The following is a 20,680-nucleotide window of genomic DNA, read 5'->3' as shown; positions in this document are numbered from 1 at the left end:
CAGTAAAGGGCAGGATAGATTTTATAACATTTATGTGTTTATTTACACAAACTTATTAAAGAGTCTAATAATTACAAGTTGTATCACGTATGAATTTTCTATTGAAAAATTTTAAAATTATCATAGTTTTAACCGCATTTATATTCCATAGTTGCGAAACACCGAGTGAAGTTAAAAAGCCCGATTTAGGGAAGTTGAAAACCGGATTTGTTACCCCTTCGGAAGACAATACATTATGGTGTTATTGGTATTGGATTGGTGATGATATTTCTAAAGATGGAATTACCAAAGATTTAGAAGCTATGAAAGCTGCTGGTATTGGTGGCGCTTTAATAGGAAATATAAATCCTGATGAAAAAGATGGTAAAGTGCCTATGCTAAGTGAAGATTGGTGGAGCCATATGGTACACGCCGTAAATGAAGGGAAGCGTATTGGTGTTGACATAGGGGCATTTAACTGTCCAGGATGGAGTCAATCTGGCGGGCCTTGGATAACATCAGAAATGGCAATGCGTTATGTAACGTATTCTGAAGTGAAAGTTGAAGGCGGTAAAACTATAGATTTAGATTTGGTACAACCTGAAAAAGAATTTCAAGATATTTATGTTTTAGCTTTTCCATCAATAGATAACGAATCGCATAGTACATCTCGGAAAAGTACTAAAATTGTTGTAACGCCCAGTATTAAAAACGCAAAAAGCCTTATCGATAACGATAAGGTGTCTGTAGCAAGATTTTCAAATAATATTGATTCTTATGAAATAGAATTAACTACAGAAAAAGAGTTAACTGCTAATAGTTTACGTATTATTCCTGGTAGAAAAAACATGTTTTTAAGTGGGGAGATTTTTGCTGAAATGGATGGTGAATATAAAAAGATTAAAGCATTTACTGTTGACAGGAGAAAGCTAACACCAAATGTGGGGGCAGATAAATATGCACCCTTATTGGTAAGCTTAGCAAATATAAAATCTAACAGTTTTAAAATAAAGTTTAAACAATTAATAAAAGGGAACCCTGCTCAGCAAAAAGGTGAATGGGATCTAGCAGAGGTTTCTATTTCAGAAGCTTCAGGAATAGAAAGTTATGCTAGAAAAAGTTTAGCAAAAATGCACCCAACACCATTTCCGGCTTGGGATAGTTATAAATGGAATCAGCAAGAATCTGTAGATTCGGCTTTAAAAGTGGGTTCTAACGCAGTTATTAATATCAGCGATAAAATGGATGCTAATGGAAAACTTAATTGGGAGGCTCCTGCAGGTTTGTGGACCATTCAGCGTTTTGGGATGACTCCAACCGGTACAAAAAATTCACCATCGGCACCGCAAGGAAAAGGGTATGAGGTTGATAAAGCTAATAAAGCCTTGGCTCAATTTCATTACAAACAATTTATTGGAGAATTTTTAAAACGCATTCCAGAGGAAAGCAAAAGTGCTTTTAAATATGTTATTGCAGATAGTTATGAAATGGGGTCGCAAAACTGGACAGATGGTTATGCTGAAAAATTTGAAGCCAAATTTGGTTATAGCCCTATAAAATACTTACCTGTTTTTACAGGCAGAATTGTAGGAAGTGTGGAAGAATCTGAACGTTTTTTATGGGATTTACGTCGTTCTATTGCAGATGCCGTAGCTTATGAATATACAGGTGGGCTTAGAGAGTCAAGTAATGAGGATAATTTGCAATTGTGGTTAGAAAACTATGGACATTGGGGATTTCCTTCAGAGTTTTTAATGTATGGAGGGCAGTCGGATTTGGTAAGTGGCGAGTTTTGGAATGAAGGCACTTTAGGAGATATTGAATGTAAGTCGGCATCGTCTGCTGCTCACATTTATGGGAAAAACAGAGTGTCTGCTGAAGCTTTTACAGCAGGACAACGTTCATATGTTAGGCATCCAGCAATGCTAAAAAAACGAGGCGATTGGTCTTTAACCGAAGGTATTAATCATTTTGTATTGCATTTATATATTCATCAACCAGATGATAATAGGGTGCCAGGTGTTAATGCTTGGTTTAGTACAGAATTTAACCGCCATAATACTTGGTTTAAAAAATCGAAAGCTTATTTTGATTATTTGAGAAGATCACAGCATATGCTACAACAGGGTAAATATGCTGCAGATGTGTGTTATTTTATTGGTGAAGATGCTCCTATAATGACGGGCGTTAGAAATCCTGAATTGCCAGAGGGGTATTCTTATGATTATATTAATGCTGAAGTTATTTTAGATAATTTATCAGTTAAAGATGGTAAGTTTATGTTGCCTGATGGTATGACGTATAGTTTGATGGTTTTACCTCCTTTTGATACCATGAGACCAGAGTTATTAGAGAAAATAGAAACGTTAGTAGCCCAAGGAGGAAAAATTTACGGACAAGCACCCAAAAAATCTCCAAGCTTACAAAATTATCCAGAAAGTGATATTAAAGTTAAAGAAATAGCCAATAAAATGTGGGGATCTAGCGACGAAGCATTAAAAACGTATGGGCAAGGGGCTATTGCTGATGGTTTGGAATTACAAGAGGCACTTACAAAATTAAATATTGATAAAGATGTTGATTTAAATGGACAAGCATCTGTGCTTTGGACACACCGAACAATGCCAGGAATAGAAATTTATTTCTTAACCAATCAAAGTGATAAAGCTATTGAGTTTACACCTTCATTTAGAGTAAAAGGGATGAAACCTCAACTTTGGGATGCCGTTAATGGAACAATTAAAGATTTACCCGATTTTAAAGAACTAAATGGCCGTACAGCAGTACCAATAAAAATGGAAGCTTTACAAAGTTGGTTTGTTGTTTTTAGTACATCAAATAACATGGGTGAAACATTAAAAAGTGAAAGTAATTTTCCTGAAACCAATATCGTTCAAACATTAAATAATCCATGGAAGGTTGATTTTAAAAACAAAGACATTGGACCAAAACAAGTTTTAGAACTTCCTAAATTAACAGATTGGATTGATAGTGAAAATGATAAAATAAAGTTTTATTCAGGTACTGCTGTTTATACATCTAATTTTATGTATTCTAAAGAAGAAGAAATGACAGATATATATATCGATTTAGGAAAAGTTGGAGTTATGGCATCTGTAAAAATTAATGGAAAAGATATCGGTACTACATGGATTGCGCCTTTTAAATTAAACGCAACTTCTGCACTTAAAAATGGCGAAAATACTATAGAAATAGAAGTGGTTAATGTGTGGAGAAACAGATTGACGGGAGACCGAGAATTAGATAAAGATGAGCGAACTACTTGGGTTATTGTTGATAGTGCCAAAAAAGAAGAGGAATTGATTTCATCAGGACTATTAGGGCCTGTAACTATTCAAACAGTAAAGAAATAGCTAGCCATGAGAAATTTTATTGTTGGAGTGTTAATTCTATTAACTATAATAAGTTGTGAAGGTTTCAAGAAAAACAAACAAAAACCAGTTGCAACAATCGTAGATACAAACTTAAAGGAAGTTGGAATAGATAATGGTATTTTAGAATTAAAATTAGATTTAACCAGAGGTGGGGCTATTTTTTATATTTCGGAATCTGGAAAAGAAAGAAATATTGTAAATGTGCATGACGAAGGGCGCTATATTCAGCAATCTTATTATGCAGGAAATATGTTAAATAGGGTTAAGGAAGGTCAAAATCCAAATTGGTCGCCATGGACGTGGAATCCTATTCAAGTAGGAGATTCTTTTGGAAATAGAGCGGAGATATTGGTAGCTACAAAAACAGAGAACACATTATACGTAAAATGTATTCCTATGTTATGGGATATGAATAATAGACCTGCAGAAGCCATAATGGAGCAATGGAGCATCTTAGAAGGTAATGTTATAAAAGTACATAATAAATTAACCTGCCACCGTACAGACACTATTTATGGAGAAACGGGAGCAAGAAGTCAAGAGCTTCCTGCAGTATATCCTATTTCGGCACTTAAAAATTTATATAGTTATTTTGGAGAAGCACCATTTACGAACGATACTCTTGATAATCCTGAAGTAGAACATCTAGAAGATGGTTTTTGGGGACGTTATAATGAAGATAAAGTTACAGAACATTGGATGGCATTTGTAGATGATAATAAATGGGGTATGGGTGTCTATACGCCAATATCTTCAAATTTTTTAGCAGGAATGGCGGGTGCTCCGGGTTTTGAAAGTACAGATAGTCAAACCTCTTATATCGCACCATTAAAATCTGTACAATTAAAGAAAAATGATGTTTTTGAATACGATTATTGGTTAGTTGTAGGGGATTTAGACGAGATTCGTTCTGAAATTTATAAAATAAATACGAAACTTAAATAGAGTCTAGCACTTAGCTTTAAACTGTTTTTTAAATGAGTATAAAAATTTCATATATAATTTGCATCACGTTTATTTTAGGATTCTCTTTTTGTTTTTACGGGCAACGTTCTAAGGAATATAAAATATATCAGTTTCCAAAAGCAGACATGCCTAGTATTGATGGTCGCTTTTTAGAATGGAACCAAATTCCTAATTCTTATATTATCCGTCTAGCAGATATGAAAGGGGCTCAAAAGGGATTGGAATCTAATTTAGATCCTAAAGATTATAACATAACGGTAAAGGTAGCTTGGGTTAACGGACTCAATAGACTTTATTTTTATGTAGAAGCATATGATGACTTTTGGGATTTTAATGACAAAGGGTTACAACAAGATATTTTTGAAGTAGTTGTTGATGGTGATTTATCTGGAGGTCCTTTCATTAAAAAGGATAATGGGAATTTAGATCATTTTTCTTTTGAAAAATTACATTTTAAAGGTCATGGAGCACATGCTCAAAACTATCATGTTTTTACGCCCGTTAAAAATAAAGATGCCGCTATGGTTTGGGGAAATACGCCTTGGTTAAAAGACTTTCCGTACTTTAATATTGCTTATGATTATAATTTTAAACATGGCGAAAAAGGAAATCTTAAAATGGAGTTTTGGATAACACCTTTTGATCATGCAGACATTTCTGGAATTGATAAATCAACAATAAGTCAATTAGAAGAAAATGAAATCATTGGTTTGTCATGGTGTGTTATTGATTACGATGGCGAAAAATCTAGAGACTTTATCCATTTGGCAGACGACCTCAAAATGATTCGTGATGCCAGTTATTTGAATTTCTTTCGGTTAATGCCTTTAGATGAAAATCACAGAAAACCAATAGAAGCAAATTGGTCATTTCTAGAATTAGATAGAAAAGAACGATGGATTCAGTTTAAAGATGAATCATTTGGAGTAATAGAAACATGGCATTGGGATTTTGGAGATGGAAAAGAGTCTTTTGAAAAAAGTCCATCTCACTTTTATGATAAAGCCGGAGAGTGGATTGTTGTTTTAACAGTATCTGGACCTAAAGGCGTAGACATACGCTCAAAAGTTTGGGATGTAGTTACCGAATAATTTGTAGATTAATTAAAATATATAAATACATGATACCATTTAAGAAACTAAGCCTTTTGGTTATAGGCATTACTATGTTACTTTCTTGTAACTTAAAAAAAGGGAATACCACTCAAGTAACAAAAGAATCTAAACCCAATGTTCTAATTATTTTGGCAGACCAATGGAGGGCTCAAGCAACAGGGTATGCCGGGGATCCTAATGTAAAAACACCAGCCTTGGATAGTTTAGCGGCAATGAGTGTTAATTTTAAAAATGCGGTATCAGGAATGCCTGTATGTTCTCCTTTTAAAGCATCTCTATTAACAGGACAGCGACCTTTAACACATGGTGTTTTTATGAATGATGTACAATTAGATACCAATGCGGTAACTATGGCAAAAATTTTAGCAAAGGAAGGATATAGTACAGGTTTTGTGGGTAAATGGCATATTGACGGACATGGAAGGTTACAAAATGTAATGCCTGGTAATAGAAGACAAGGATTTCAATTTTGGATGGGAAATGAATGTACACACAATTACAATGGATCTGTATATTATGATAATGATGATCCTAAAAGAAAAATTTGGAAAGGTTATGACACGTTTGCACAAACTGATGCTGCAATTAATTATATGAATGATAGAAAATTGGCTAACAACCCATTTTTAATGTTACTTTCTTATGGAACGCCTCACGCGCCTTACCATTCAGCCCCCAAAGAATATAGAGATTTATTTAACCCAGACGATATTAAGTTACGTGAAAATGTTCCTGTTAATATGAAGAAAAAAGTAAGAGAGGATCTCGCTGGTTATTATGCACATATTACGGCCTTAGATGATATGATAGGAAAGGTTGTCCGAAATTTAAGGAAAAATAGCCAGCTAGATAATACTATTATTGTTGTAACCGCAGATCATGGAGATCTTTTGGGATCTCATGGCGCCTATAAAAAACAACAACCTTATAACGAATCTGCTGGAGTTCCTATGTTATATTATATTCCTGAAAAATTAAAAATAGCTCCAGGAATAAAAGATGCTTTGATGAATTCGGAAGATATATTACCAACTATTTTAGCTTTGTGTGATGTTAAAATTCCTGACACTGTAGAAGGTATTAACTATAGACCTTATTTGGAAGGCAAAGAAAAAAACGTTGGAGAGTCTACTTTGTTAACCTGTGTACAGCCATTTGGACAATGGAATAAAGTGCAACATGGAGGTAAAGAGTATAGAGCGCTTAAGACTAAAAGATACACTTATGCGAAAGACTTAGACGGTCCTTGGTTGTTATTTGATGACGAGAAGGATCCGTATCAAATGAATAATTTAATTGGAAATGTAGCCTATGCTTCGTTACAAAAAGAGTTGGATAAAAAGCTAATAGAACGCTTAGTTGAAACAGAAGACGATTTTCTTCCAGGAATGGAATATATAAAAAAATGGGGATATCCTTTAGACGCAACTGGCACTGTGCCTTACACACAATAAACTAATAGTTTTTTAGCTTATAAATATAAAAGAAAGACCTCCTTTACTCATCCCAATGTTAAGGAGGTCTTTTGTATTTACAAATTTGTTTAAAGTCTAAGTTTATTATTTTGTATCTCCTTTTGGACCATCATAGTCATATTGAAACCAATCAATATCAATATATCCTTTTGCTTCTGAGTTCATGCTGTAATAGCCAACCATATTGGGTGTGAAACCACTAAATAGTAAACGGACTTCATTTCCAAATTGTGTAAACATTTTTCCGTCTAAACTATAATAAAAAGTAGCTAAACCAATTGTGACTTTCGCCTGAAACCAAATCATTTTTTGATTTATAAAGCTTCCTTTTTGAATATTAGGAGCTTCCTTTTTACCAGATCTAAACAAGAGTTGTAATTTCTTTTTTGATAGCAATGGCATTATTTTCAAGAGAAGAAATATGAAATCCAATTTCTTGTCCAGACTTCATTTTAGAAAGGTCTATTTTGGTTGTCATTACATTATTATACCGCCCCATTAAACGTTGTCCGATAATATTTGGAAGTTCATCTAGACTGTTGTTTTTTGAGGAAGAAGGGGCAGATGACTTTAATCTTAAAAAACCAGGTCTTTCTGTGAGTGACCATTTTGACATATCCGGATTAAAGCGCCAGTTCCATTGCATCCCTAATATAGCTCCATCAAAGTTGTCATCAGATGCTGGTGCATTTATTGAATTTCCTTGTATTGGTTTTTTATGTTGCCAAATAACTTCTCCAATACCATTTCCATCGGTGTCAATACCTATATTTGGCCAACCATCTTTCCAAATTACAGGCTCTAGAAATTGTGGTCTTCCCATATATCTTTCTTCATTACTTCCTGTAGATAATTGATGCAAAAACCAACTTGTTCCATTTTCTAAATTAATATAAGTTCCTTGCGCAGGGTTTCTATTTGTTCCATTTCCATTTTCTAAGTTAAGTCTTCCTTCCCAAGGACCTTCAATGTTTTTTGATCGTTGAATAGCTCCCATTCTAAGTCTTTTTCCTTCAGAATCTTTGTCTACATATATATTCGAAACATAATACCTATTTTTGAACTTAAATATTTTTACAGCTTCCCCTTGAAAGGTGTTTGTTACAAGGATTCCCTCTCCTCTGTTTTTTAATATTTCAGTTCCATCCCACGACATAGGATAAATTCTAACTTCTCCATCCTTCCATAGTCCTATCCAAGCTTTTTTTGTTTCTAAATCCCAAAACACCCCTGGGTCGGTGGTGTTTATATGACTACCATCTGCCCAAGTAATTTCTTTTGGAATACTCCATGGGCCTTCCATGGTTTTCGCTTTTGAATAGACTATGGTATGGGTACCTCCAGGTTTTTTATGTCGTTTGTTATAACACCAATAGGCAAAGTATGCTTCCCCATTATATCCAAAAGAACCCGCCCAGTTTCCGCGACTTGTTAGTTTTCTTTCTTGAGTAATACTAAAGTTTTTATCATAATCTACTGGAGCATTCATGATATGGTTTGAAAATTCCCAGTTTACTAAATCCGTTGATTTTAAGATGACCATGCCAGGGATAAAATGATTTGTGGAAGACATCATATAAAATGTATCACCCACTCTAATCGCATCGTTATCTGGGTAATTACTTTGAAGTATAGGATTTTTGTAAGTACCATCTCCTTGATCTCCCCAACTACCCGTTTGTTGCCCTATTAATAAATTTTGAGAAGCAGCAATTATAAGTATTATTAAAAATAGTTTCATTTTTTTATAAACTATTAAACGTGAATGTTGTTTTCATTAATCAAACTTCGTATTAAAACTTTACAATAGCATCCTGTTATTTCTGCAGTATTCTTATTTGTTATTAAAATCTATACTAATTATGTATAAGTTTTACCTACTTAGGAATGTGTTTAAAATAGATGAATTGTGAATAATAATTTTTAAAGACAGAAGTAGCAGGATACTATTTTCTTGTTTTTAGTTTAATTTCACATAAATAACCAAGGTTGTGTGTTTTAATATTTTGTATTGGAAATTATAAACCAAGGGAAAGAGATTATACTTAGTTTTAAATAAAACAAGATTAGATTTCTCATGTAAGTATTTAAAATTGCAAGATATGTAGTTTGTTTTTTTAATAAATTTTAATCAAATGCTCATTAAGAAAGGTAATAAAATTGATAAATATATTATTGTAATAACTTTATTACTAATAAGTTTTTTAGATGTAAAAGCGCAAGATAATCCTCCCAATATTGTTTTAATTATGGCAGATGATTTTGGTGTGGAGTGTGTAAACGCATACGGCGGAACGTCATACAAAACACCAAATATTGATAAACTGGCTTTGCAAGGTATTAAATTTGAAAATTGCCATTCTCAACCAGTATGTACTCCTTCTCGAGTACAAATTATGACAGGTCAATATAACGTTCGTAATTATACGCGTTTTGCAGATTTAGATAGAAGTCAAGCAACTTTTGGGAATCTTTTAAAAAATGCGGGTTATAAAACAGCTATAGCAGGTAAATGGCAGTTAGGAAAAGAGAAGGATTCCCCTCAACACTTTGGTTTTGATAAATCTTGTCTTTGGCAACAATCTCGTCCTAGAGTAAATAAAGCTAAACATGATACAAGGTTTTCAAATCCAATTCTTGAAATTAATGGTAAAGTGAAGTCTTTTACAAACGGAGAATTTGGACCTGATATTGTTAGCGATTTTATTTGTGATTTTATTGAAGAGAACAAAAACGAGCAATTTTTTGCATACTATCCAATGATTTTAACGCATTGTCCTTTTATTCCAACTCCAGACTCAAAGGATTGGGATAGTAAAAGCATGGGTTCTAAAGTTTATAAAGGTGATCCTAAATATTTTCCTGAGATGGTAGCTTATATGGATGGATTAGTAGGCAAAATTGTTACCAAAATAGAAGACTTAGGACTTAGTGAAAATACCATAATTATATTTACAGGTGATAATGGAACTGATAAACCTATTGTTTCTATGTTTAGAGGTAAAGAATATATTGGAGGAAAAACAAAAACGACAGATAACGGAACTCATGTACCATTTGTAGCACGTTGGGATGGTAAAATAAAGGCGAATACTAAAAATTTTGACTTGATTGATTTTAGTGATGTATTACCTACAATTTGTGAGATTGCGAATGCTGATGTTCCTTCAATTATACCTGTTGATGGTGTTAGTTTTCTTCCCCAACTTTTTGGCAAAAAAGGAAATCCTAAAAAATCTATTTATAGTTGGTTTTCAGGACACGGTGACTTAAAAAGATTGAAAGAATTTGCAAGGAATAAAGAGTATAAATTATATGCAACAGGTAAGTTTTATAATGTAAAAAATGATCTTTATGAGCAGCAACCACTTCCTTTAGAAAGCTTAAGTAGACAGGAAAGAAACGTGTATAAAGAATTAAAAAAGACATTAAGTGTTTATAAACATGCAAGGACTAAAAAGTAGTAGCTTATAAAGGTTTAACTGTTTTTGTTTTAAGATCAAATATAGACATTCAATATTAGAATAATATCCTATTATTTCTGCTCAGATTTTAAACAGAGCTTTAAATATGAATTTAATTTTTAAGAATTATATCTGTTTCGTTTATGTAATAGTCAATTAACTGATATAGAACTTTAGACAGAAGTAGCAGGATGCAACGGTCTTATGAATAGTTTATACTTGTAATGTTGAAAACTTATTTTAACACTAACCTAAACCAATTAATTATGATTAAAACTAAAATTTTCGCTACTATAGCGTTATCAGCATTCTTTAATAGTTATGCCCAAACGACGGATAATCCGCCACAAAATATAGTTCTTATTACGGACGACCATAGAGAAACAACGCATAAGTTGGATGTTAATGGAGCTAATAATTTTCAGATAGGTATTACTTCAAATGCAGGAGGGGTAATTAATAGTATAGTAATACCAGGACAAGGTGATATTGTAGGAGAGAAAGCAGATCTTTACGGACGTGCTGTACAAGCTACCATGCGTGATGCTGCTCATCAAGATAAATACAATCCCACTCAAGCTGGTTTTAATAAAAGAGTGGGTAATATCATAACTTCTGTTAAGGGACAAAATGACAATGGAACTTTAGAAATTGTACCTAATGGAACAATTGTTAATAAAAAATTGACAGTAGGCCCTTTTAGAATGGCCCTTTGGAAAGCAGATGGACAATATGACTTTACTGAAAATGAATTTGCTCCTGATGGATTAGGTGGGACAAGGAAGGTAGATGACTCTTATAATTTTGATAATGAAGATAGTGATCAAGACGAACTTGAGGAAGATGATTCTATTACACATACAATGGAAGTAGGTTCTCCTTTTATTTTTTATGGCGAATATGAAAATTACCTTTTAAATGACGATGGACTAGATTTAGGAGCAGCTTCTGTAGTTAGACATTATTATGAAATACAATATAGAAGAAATCCAGACCATAGTTTAGAGCAATTTCGTTTTGGAGAGTTTACTGATAGAAAAACGGGAGAAATACTTCCTATCTTAAATACGGATTATTTAGGAGTTAGTACAGATGAAATTCCAAATGAATATAAGAAAAATAATAATTATGTAACTACATATAAAGATATGACATATCTAAAGTGTCCTTATAATGCTAGATACGATAGATCACAATGGGATCCAAGATATAGGTTTTATAGAAATGCTGCACCTGGCTCACCATGGCAAAGAGAAGATAGAGTTGCAAAAAAAGCACTTAAACTAAGTAGAGCACAATCAGATCAAGGATATATGATTACCGATGAAACTAGTGCTACTTCAACTACAGGAAAGGCATTTGCCTTATTTAGACCATTGTCAGAGATTAATATCAACTCTATTATAGGTAGGGAAAAAAAAGGAAGAAAAATAGTTTATGCACAAAATAGATCTCCAGAAACAGAAGTAGGAATGAATGATAACAGAGTTCGTGCAGGTGAAACAGGTATGTCTTTAGTAGGATTTAATGATAGGCCAGCTTATTTAATAAACCCAGCGGCATTAAGAGATATTTTTGAATCTTACAGATCTGAGATTTTTATGATATACGGTACACCAAGGCAATGTGCAACAGCTATTAATAGATTAAAAGCGTTTTATGCTTCTAGTGCTAATAAAATTAGTGCAAAAAAGAACAGTCAATCGGATGTTTTGGAAAACACCTTCAATGTGTATCCTAATCCAAGTAAAGATGGGTCGTTTAATTTAAAGAATTCTGAACCTTGGTCGATCTATTCTATGTCAGGTAGAAAACTAGATGAAGGAACAGGAAATCAAGCTAAGCTGTCTAATCCAAAAAAAGGGATGTATATCATTAGACAAGCAGGTGCTGCTTATAAAGTGATAGTAGAATAGTATTTATTAGATGTTTTATTTATTGAAAAGAGGTTTGAACTATACAGTTCAAACCTTTTTTTATGTGATTCTCTATTAAAATGAATAAATATTGATGAAAGTATATAATTAATCTAAAGTGTAAATATAACTACACTAAAAATATTACAGAATTATTTGCAGAGAACCCAATTAATTAAATAGACAATAAAATGAAAGTAAATAAAAGACGAGTATTACGATTTGCTATTAATGGAGTGATGGTGTTTCTCATAAGTTTACTAAGTATAAATGCACAAGGTACAAGTCCAAATATTGTTCTCATAATGGCTGATGATTTAGGGATGGAATGTATTGAAGCCTATGGAGGGACTTCTTATAAAACTCCTCATATAAACAAACTTGCTATGCAAGGTATTCAATTTGAAAATTGCCATTCTCAACCAGTTTGTACTCCTTCTCGAGTACAAATTATGACAGGTCAATATAATGTTAGAAATTATACACGTTTTGCAGAATTAGATAGGCGTCAGGTAAGTTTTGGGAATCTTTTAAAAAAGGCAGGGTATAAAACAGCTATTGCTGGAAAATGGCAATTAGGAAAAGAAGAAGATTCTCCGCAACATTTTGGATTTGATACATCTTGTCTTTGGCAGCAATCTCGACAAAGATTTGATAGTTTGAGACATGATACTAGATTTTCAAATCCGGTTCTTCAAATTAACAATAAAGTACAGCATTTTATCAATGGGGAATTTGGCCCTGATATTGTTAGTGACTTTATTTGTGATTTTATTGAAGAGAATAAAAAAGAACAATTTTTCGCTTATTATCCAATGCTTTTAGCACATTATCCTTTTGTTCCTACTCCAGATTCTAAAGATTGGGATCCAAAAAGTATGGGGTCTTTAATCAATAAGGGAGATCCTAAATATTTTGCAGATATGGTTGCATATATGGATGGAATAGTGGGGAAAATTGTTGCTAAAGTTGAAAACTTAGGGATTAGTGAAAATACAATTATAATTTTTACAGGTGATAACGGAACTGAAAAACTGATTGTATCCATGTTTAATGACAAAGAATATCCTGGAGGAAAAACTAGAACTACAGATAACGGAACTCATGTACCATTTGTAGCACGTTGGGATGGTAAAATAAAGGCGAATACTAAAAATTCTGACTTGATTGATTTTAGCGATGTATTACCTACAATTTGTGAGATTGCGAATGCTGATGTTCCTTCAATTATACCTGTTGATGGTGTTAGTTTTCTTCCCCAACTTTTGGACAAAAAAGGAAATCCTAAAAAATCTATTTATAGTTGGTTTTCAGGACACGGTGACTTAAAAAGATTGAAAGAATTTGCAAGGAATAAAGAGTATAAATTATATGCAACAGGTAAGTTTTATAATGTAAAAAATGATTTTTATGAGCAGAGACCACTTCCTTTAGAAAACTTAAGTACGCAGGAGAGAAACGTGTATAAAGAATTAAAAAAGACATTAAGTGTTTATAAACATGCAAGAACTAAAAAGTAGTAGTTTATAAAGGTTCAACTGTTTTTGTTTTTACTATCAAATATCGACATTCAATATTAGACTAATATCCTATTATTTCTGCTCAGATTTTAAACAGAGCTTTAGATATGAATTTAGTTTTCAAGAATTATATCTGTTTTGTTTATGTAATAGTCAATTAACTGATATAGAACTTTAGACGTGAAGTAGCAGGATGGGAAACTCTTAATATTAGGTTAATATTGTTTGTTAAGGATGTACTAATAAATCAATAAAATTATTATGATTAAAACTATAAAAATTGCTATTGTAGCGTTATCAGCATTCTTTAATAGTTATGCCCAAAAGACAGATATACCGCCACAAAATATAGTTCTTATTACCGATGATCATAGAGAAACAACGCATAAGTTAGATGTTAATGGAGTTAATAATTTCCAAATAGGTATTACATCAAATGCAGGAGGGGTAATTAATAGTATAGTAATACCAAGCCAAGGCGATATTGTAGGAGAGAAAGCAGATCTTTATGGACGTGCTGTGCAAGCTACTATGCGTGATGCTGCTCATCAAGATAAATATAACCCGACTCAAGCTGGTTTTAATAAAAGAGTAGGTAATATCATAACTTCTGTTAAGGGACAAAATGACAATGGAACTTTAGAAATTGTACCAAATGGAACAACAGTTAATACAAAATTGACAGTAGGCCCTTTTAGAATGGCCCTTTGGAAAGCAGATGGACAATATGACTTTACTGAAAATGAACAAGGAGCTGATGGACTAGGTGGGGTAAGGAATTTAACGTACTCTTACCAGGAGGATAATGGAGATAGTGATCAAGACGAACTTGTGGAAGATGATTCTATTACGCATACAGATGAAGTAGGTTCTCCTTTTGTTTATTATGGCGAATATGAAAATTACCTTTTAAATGACGATGGACTAGATTTAGGAGCAGCTTCTGTAGTTAGGCATTATTATGAAATACAATATAGAAGAAATCCAGACCATAGTTTAGAGCAATTTCGTTTTGGAGAGTTTACTGACAGAAATTCGGGAGAAGTACTTCCTATTTTAAATACGGATATTTTGGGAGCTAGTACAAATGAAATTCCAAATGAATATAAGAAAAATAATAATTATGTAACTACATATCAAGATATGACAAGACTTAGTTGTCCTTATAATGCTAGGTACGATAGATCACAATGGGATCCAAGATATAGGTTTTTTAGAAATGCTTCTTGGGAAAGAGAAGATAGAATTGATAAAAAAGCACTTAAACTAAATAGACAACAATCAGATCAAGCAATTATACTTTCTGATGAAACTAGTGCTACTTCGTCTACAGTAAAGGCATTTGCCTTGTTTAGGCCACTGTCAGATATTAATATTAATTCTATAGTATGTAGAAATAAAGCGGATAAGACTATAATAGCTTATCAGCAAAACAGATCTTTACAATCTGAAGTAGGAGTAAATGATAATAGAATTCGTTCTAGCGAGGCAGGAATGTCTTTAGTAGGATTTAATGACAAACCAGCTTATTTAATAAACCCAACAGCATTAATAGGAGAGATTTATGAATCTTATAGATCTGAGGTTTTTATGATATACGGTACACCAATGCAGTGTTCAGAAGCTATTAATAGATTAAAAGTGTATTATGCTGCTATTGCTAATGAAAGTATTTTAAGTACGAATAGTCAACCTGATATTTTAGAAAACAGATTCAAGGTGTATCCTAATCCAAGTAAAGATGGGTCGTTTAATTTAAAGAATTCTGAACCTTGGTCGATCTATTCTATGTCAGGTAGAAAACTAGATGAAGGAACTGGAAATCAAGCTAAATTGTCTAACCCAAAGAAAGGGATGTATATAATTAGACAAGCAGGTGTTGCTTATAAAGTGATAGTAGAATAGTATTTATTAAATATTTTTATTTATATAAAAGAGGTTTGAACTGTAAAGAGTTTGCGCTTGCCAATTGAAACATAATTAAACCTATATATAAAGTTAATTACTGATAAAATAAATACAGTTTTTGGGTTTAGAATTGCATCAAAAACTGTATTCGTTTTGAAATTAGTTTTATTTAAACACTAACTTTTTTGTAATAAATATGTTTTTATCTTTAAGAAATAATTTGATAAAATACATACCAGATTTTGCGTTTTTTAGGTTTAATTTATTCCCCTTTTTCTGAGAGTTAATTACTTTTCGAGTAATATCATATACAACAACTTCAAGATTATTATAATTTTCTAAACTTTTAAAATTAATTGTTTGACCAGAGTCAACTGGGTTTGGAAATACTGTTATAGTATTATTTACTACGAGATCCGGTACATCTAAAAGTGGATCATTTTCAATTAGTGGACCTAAGCCTATATATTCTGTATCAGAAAAAGTTTCATTTCTATCGGTTACGCCATCATTGTCAGAATTTAATACAGCCCAACTAGATGGGGTTGAATCCCATACAAATCGAATAACTGCAACTCCTAATTTTTTACCGAAAAATTTAACATAATAGTCATCTCCTATTGTTGCAACTGAAGTTTCAGTGGTGCTTTTTCATAATTCAAAGTTAATTTATGTAACTCTAAATCTCGCATCTTTATCTCCAGTCTAATATAGTAACTCCACTTAATAAAAGTCTTCTCATTTGGGGATTTAAAAAGAGGGGAGGTGAAATAAGTTTGATGTATTGCTTGTTTTTAACGTGATTAATACAAGTAGTCAATCTTGTTGTAAGAATAATTTCCATTAATAAAATATAGGCCTCCTTAATTTTTTTAGAATTAGGGAGGCCTATAGTTAGTTATTATTTCACCAATAGCTTTTTAACAATAGCTTTATTAGAATCCGTATTTATTCTTACGAAATACATTCCTGAGTTTGCATTTATAAGGCGTATGGTGTTCCCCGTTATTTCTGATGGGATTATGCGCCCCGTAATGCTGTAAACGGTTATGTTTATTGCATCATGATGTTCTTCTATACCTTTTATCTTTATTAGCTGGCCAGAAACACTAGGATTAGGATATAACGCGAGGTTATCTTCTAAAGAGCTATTCTCTATAGATAAAGGTTTACATATGTTTTCTGGATCAACAGCATTATTTGCACGAATCCAATCAATTTCAAAAGTGACATTAGTATCTGAAACAGGATCTATTCTAAGCCCTTTAATTATTTTACCCTGCCATTCGCTATTAGAACTTAAATCGAAGGAAAGCGTTTGGTAATTGCCATTACCCGTGTAGTTTGCAAATACCGTTCTAACTGCCGCAAAATTTCCTGTTTCATTTTTCCAAAATATTTGCACTCTAGTATTGGCTTTATTGGCTTTCATTCTTATACTTAGTGTACTAATATCCGAGCCTGACATTTCTAAAAAGTCATTTTTTAAAATTTGAGCATCACCACTCGTGGCTGACGATGTACCCTTTAAAACGCCCGAATCTTCCACTACAGTTCCATTAATATTTCTTTTAGTAAATCCATCAAAAATACTATTATCACCGTTAAATTCTAATGCAAAATCTGAAGCCGTATTCGGGTCGCGACATAGGCTTATTTCTTCAGCATCTAACAGACCGTCTCCATCAGAATCTTGAATTATAGCGGTCGATGAAACACTATAATTTATTGGTATGTCGGCTCCAAGTTGTATGGAATTAATTTGTACATTAGAGGAGGATACACTGTGTATGTTTCCCATATTAGATTCATGAAAACGTAGTATTAATTTTTTAACTTTTGTGAATTTATCAAATTCAGAGTCTTGACCTATACGAATGTTTTCAATGTCAGAAGAAGCGTAAGTTCCTAAGCTTAATGTTCCTCGTTCAGTATCCTCCATTAAAACTTCTACATCAGGTCCTGTATAATTAATATTTAAAGTATTGAAATATTCCCAGACTTGTCTGCCTTCTAAACTAATAGTGTAATCTGTATAACCTTCTATACCATTGCCATTATTTTCTACTGAAAATGATACATTGTTGCTTCCGTAAGAAAACGTAGGTGCAGTTAAACCATCGGTAGTGGTGGATGTATCTCTACTATCATCTCCCTTGCCGTAATCAATAAGGGTAACAAAATCTTGAATACTTGTTCTATCGTTACAATTACCATCTACACAAATTCTTAAAACTAGGTTTTGAAATCTAAAGTCTTGACCAAATTGCCATTGTGCAGATTGAGGTGCAATTCGATTGGTTATAATTTTCGCATAGATTGTATTATCCTTAAAGAGATAAGCTTGAGTTGCGCTATTTTTTAATTGTGTAAAATTAGCTACTTCAGTAGCTCCAACTACAGCTGCGGACGATGGCATATTTGGATACACCAGAATTGTAGCTTCTGAATTTGTCTTAGCGCCATCTATTCTTGCTATCATATAATTTGGAAACTTATGATATTGGAAATAATATTTATAGTCTAAATCATTAGATATAACCGGTGCATCAAAATATATGTTTTGAGTTTGTACATTAAAAACGGCATGTGTTGTTTTATCTGGATATTCTGTAATAAAATAGCGTGGTGTAAAAGGACCATTGGATTTATCTAAATTATCAAGATCTCTTAAATAGTTATATTCTGTTACAGAGGTAATCCAAGCACCCCATTCTGGCTTTTCAATAATATTTGTTTGTTGAGCGTTAGCACCCTTTTCATAAAGATTTTTGCCATTAGGGTTTGGTGAAATAATTGGAGATATACGGCTGCCTGCTGTTCCTGTTAAACTGCCGTCCTCATCTATAATACCGCTTAAATACATATAGCTTACAAAGGATGTATTTGTAAAGTCAAATTTATTCGCTTCGGGTATAGCGGGGTCGAAAGTTATTCCTCTAGCAAAGTGATTAGTTGATTTTCTTGAGGCACCATTGGTTTGAAAACAAAATGCATTAGCACCGTTAGAATCAAAACCTGCAAAATGTGTATCAACAATTCCAGATGGTCCATCGTATATGCTGTGACCTCTAAAGCCATTGTTAAAATGTTTTGCGCCTAAGCTAGGGTAGGGTAATGTCCTACCTGCTTCTATTTCGCTTGCAGAGGTAGGAATCCCTATATTAAAAGATTTACCTACTACTAATGAATTAAATAATGTTTGAGTATAAGAGAAAAAATCAGAACGGCCGTTATCAGCAAATGTACATTCATGAAAATCCATTTTATTAGCTCTAATCCAAACATTTCTATCTACCGATTTGTATCCGGTAAAACGATTGATGATGGGGACAAATTGAGTTCCATTGGCATTTTGTGGTCTGTAATGTCCATTGGTTAATTCTTCTGTTACTTTATCTACACCACTATCTATTCCCCAATTAAATAAGTTTGAATGAGCTTTGTTATCATCAAAAACGCCCATAGGTTGAATCCCTGGTTCATAGCTTGATCCAGATTCATTTATAGGTTCTTCTAAAACGAGATGCCAAAAACCCGAACCATCAGACCCTGCAGCAACATTGCCTATAAAATCATTGTTGGGGTTTGTAATCCAAAATGTTGAAGGAAATGCTTCTTCGGGTACGCCTCTGTCTGCTCCAATTCCAATATCATTAGGTGTTACTTCTTCTCCTGTAATAGGTCTTTTGCATAAAACGCCTAAATTATTAATGAAACTATTTCCTGTTTCATCACCATCTTCAAGAAAAAAACCATGACCAATAAAATCAAAGCCTACATTGCCTTCAACAACGGTGTTATTAGTACCATGGACAGTTATAACTCTATTGAAGGAGTGATGGATACCTGCGTTTTTAATATAAAGTCCATTAGTATCGCCTAATAAATGCCAATGCCAAGGGTATTTACCTAGTTGAGATTTTTGTCCCATTCTAAATAGTTCGATGTTAGATGCTTTGGATACCGATCCAGGCATGTTCATGATATGTCCGCCAAAGCCATTGGTTTCGCTAGAAGCATCACCTCGTATTTTTAAATTGTGAGTTAATAAACCAACTTCTGCTCTTTCATCTAAAGTAAGATCTTTAGTGCCATTGTTGTAAATTTGTTCCACACCCCAGTGCATGTAAGTTAGTGGAGAGTCTAAGCCTATGGTAGCGGCGTTTACGGAGGTTATGGTTCTTTTTTCTGCTTGATGAGGATCAAAATCTGTAGATGCAATGACTATTTCATCACCAATTTCCCAATTAACAATTTCTTTTAAAGTAATGCTCGTTGCGCCGGCCGATGCAGTTGCATTGAGTTGAGTCCAGGTCTTTTTTTCTATACCATGAAGCTCTAACCGTCCACCAGACATAACCCCAATTAATTTTGTGCCCATAAAGTTATTATTGAGTAGTACACCATCGGGATCTGAACCAGAAAGCGTCACGATACCATTTGCTGAATAAGGGTTGGCAGTGCTACCTATCTGTAGTAGTCCACCGTTTAAAACCATAATACCTTCGGTGATTAGCTCGAAATCTGTAGTCAAGCTAAAAGGGCTTAAAACACCAAGAACACTTATACTTCTTGCTTCCATTGTGCCGGATAAAGTAACCCTAATGCCATTTGGAATAATGACATCATCTATAACTGTAGGAACTTGACCATTACTCCAAGTCGCAGTATCATTCCAATCGCCATTAGAAACAGCAGATACGGATAATAAAGTATTAGGTAAGCAATTATATTTTGAACCAACTAATCCTTTTTTCTCATTGATTGGAGTATAGGAAACCGTGATGAATGTAACGCATAAAAGCGTCAAGCAAAGTAGAATTCTTTTCATAAACATGATTTTTTTTAAATGGTATTATAAAAAATGTATAATATTTAGTAAAGTTCGTTGTAAAACGGGAAAAATGCATCCTGTTACTTCTGTAGCATATTTAGTGGA

The 20,680-nt window shown here is 33.1% G+C and carries 10 protein-coding genes and 1 pseudogene; 8 read left to right on the top strand and 3 right to left on the bottom strand.

Annotated features, from left to right (window positions below; all coding sequences use genetic code 11):
- Positions 1-101: 101 nt before the first annotated feature.
- From GQR98_RS17475 to GQR98_RS17460, 4 genes are read left to right on the top strand one after another with little or no spacing between them, the layout of a single operon-like run.
- The gene (locus GQR98_RS17475; protein WP_233268037.1) at positions 102-3,353 is read left to right on the top strand and encodes a glycosyl hydrolase; all 3,252 of its coding nucleotides are present in this window, start codon (positions 102-104) and stop codon (positions 3,351-3,353) included.
- 6 nt (positions 3,354-3,359) lie between these two features.
- The gene (locus GQR98_RS17470) at positions 3,360-4,319 is read left to right on the top strand and encodes a hypothetical protein (RefSeq protein ID WP_159020689.1); all 960 of its coding nucleotides are present in this window, start codon (positions 3,360-3,362) and stop codon (positions 4,317-4,319) included.
- 32 nt (positions 4,320-4,351) lie between these two features.
- Positions 4,352-5,431 carry a PKD domain-containing protein gene (locus GQR98_RS17465; protein WP_159020688.1) on the top strand — a complete coding sequence of 360 codons (1,080 nt, stop codon included), beginning with the start codon at positions 4,352-4,354 and terminating at the stop codon, positions 5,429-5,431.
- 29 nt (positions 5,432-5,460) lie between these two features.
- Entirely contained in the window at positions 5,461-6,909 is a 1,449-nt protein-coding gene (locus tag GQR98_RS17460) for a sulfatase (RefSeq protein WP_159020687.1), read from the top strand.
- A 105-nt stretch (positions 6,910-7,014) separates the two neighbouring features.
- Here the strand turns inward: GQR98_RS17460 and GQR98_RS17450 are convergent.
- Positions 7,015-8,671, bottom strand: a pseudogene (locus tag GQR98_RS17450) (glycoside hydrolase 43 family protein).
- Between the two features lie 394 nt (positions 8,672-9,065).
- Here GQR98_RS17450 and GQR98_RS17445 point away from each other — a divergent pair.
- From GQR98_RS17445 to GQR98_RS17430, 4 genes are all read left to right on the top strand, one after another.
- Positions 9,066-10,394, top strand: coding sequence for a sulfatase-like hydrolase/transferase (locus tag GQR98_RS17445; RefSeq protein WP_159020684.1), 1,329 nt, complete (start codon positions 9,066-9,068; stop codon positions 10,392-10,394).
- Positions 10,395-10,660: 266 nt separating this feature from the next.
- Positions 10,661-12,310 (top strand): T9SS type A sorting domain-containing protein, encoded by a 1,650-nt coding sequence (locus tag GQR98_RS17440; protein ID WP_159020683.1) that lies wholly within the window; start codon positions 10,661-10,663, stop codon positions 12,308-12,310.
- Between the two features lie 191 nt (positions 12,311-12,501).
- Positions 12,502-13,830 carry a sulfatase-like hydrolase/transferase gene (locus GQR98_RS17435; RefSeq protein WP_199270226.1) on the top strand — a complete coding sequence of 443 codons (1,329 nt, stop codon included), beginning with the start codon at positions 12,502-12,504 and terminating at the stop codon, positions 13,828-13,830.
- Positions 13,831-14,349: 519 nt separating this feature from the next.
- A complete protein-coding gene (locus tag GQR98_RS17430; RefSeq protein ID WP_159020682.1) occupies positions 14,350-15,735 on the top strand; it encodes a T9SS type A sorting domain-containing protein in 1,386 nt (461 codons plus the stop codon).
- Between the two features lie 168 nt (positions 15,736-15,903).
- On the opposite strand, the gene GQR98_RS19375 is transcribed toward GQR98_RS17430, so the two are convergent.
- Together GQR98_RS19375 and GQR98_RS17420 are read right to left on the bottom strand one after the other, a co-directional pair.
- On the bottom strand, positions 15,904-16,134 hold the full coding sequence (locus GQR98_RS19375) for a T9SS type A sorting domain-containing protein (RefSeq protein WP_410488916.1): 231 nt from the start codon (positions 16,132-16,134) through the stop codon (positions 15,904-15,906).
- Positions 16,135-16,639: 505 nt separating this feature from the next.
- Complete coding sequence (locus tag GQR98_RS17420) at positions 16,640-20,572, bottom strand: G8 domain-containing protein (RefSeq protein ID WP_159020681.1); 3,933 nt, start codon at positions 20,570-20,572, stop codon at positions 16,640-16,642.
- Between the last annotated feature and the right edge of the window lie 108 nt (positions 20,573-20,680).

Source organism: Algibacter sp. L3A6, from assembly GCF_009796825.1.
Taxonomy (GTDB): Bacteria; Bacteroidota; Bacteroidia; order Flavobacteriales; family Flavobacteriaceae; genus Algibacter.
Note: the sequence above shows the minus strand (reverse complement) of the source record. Positions and strands in the feature narration are given on the sequence as shown.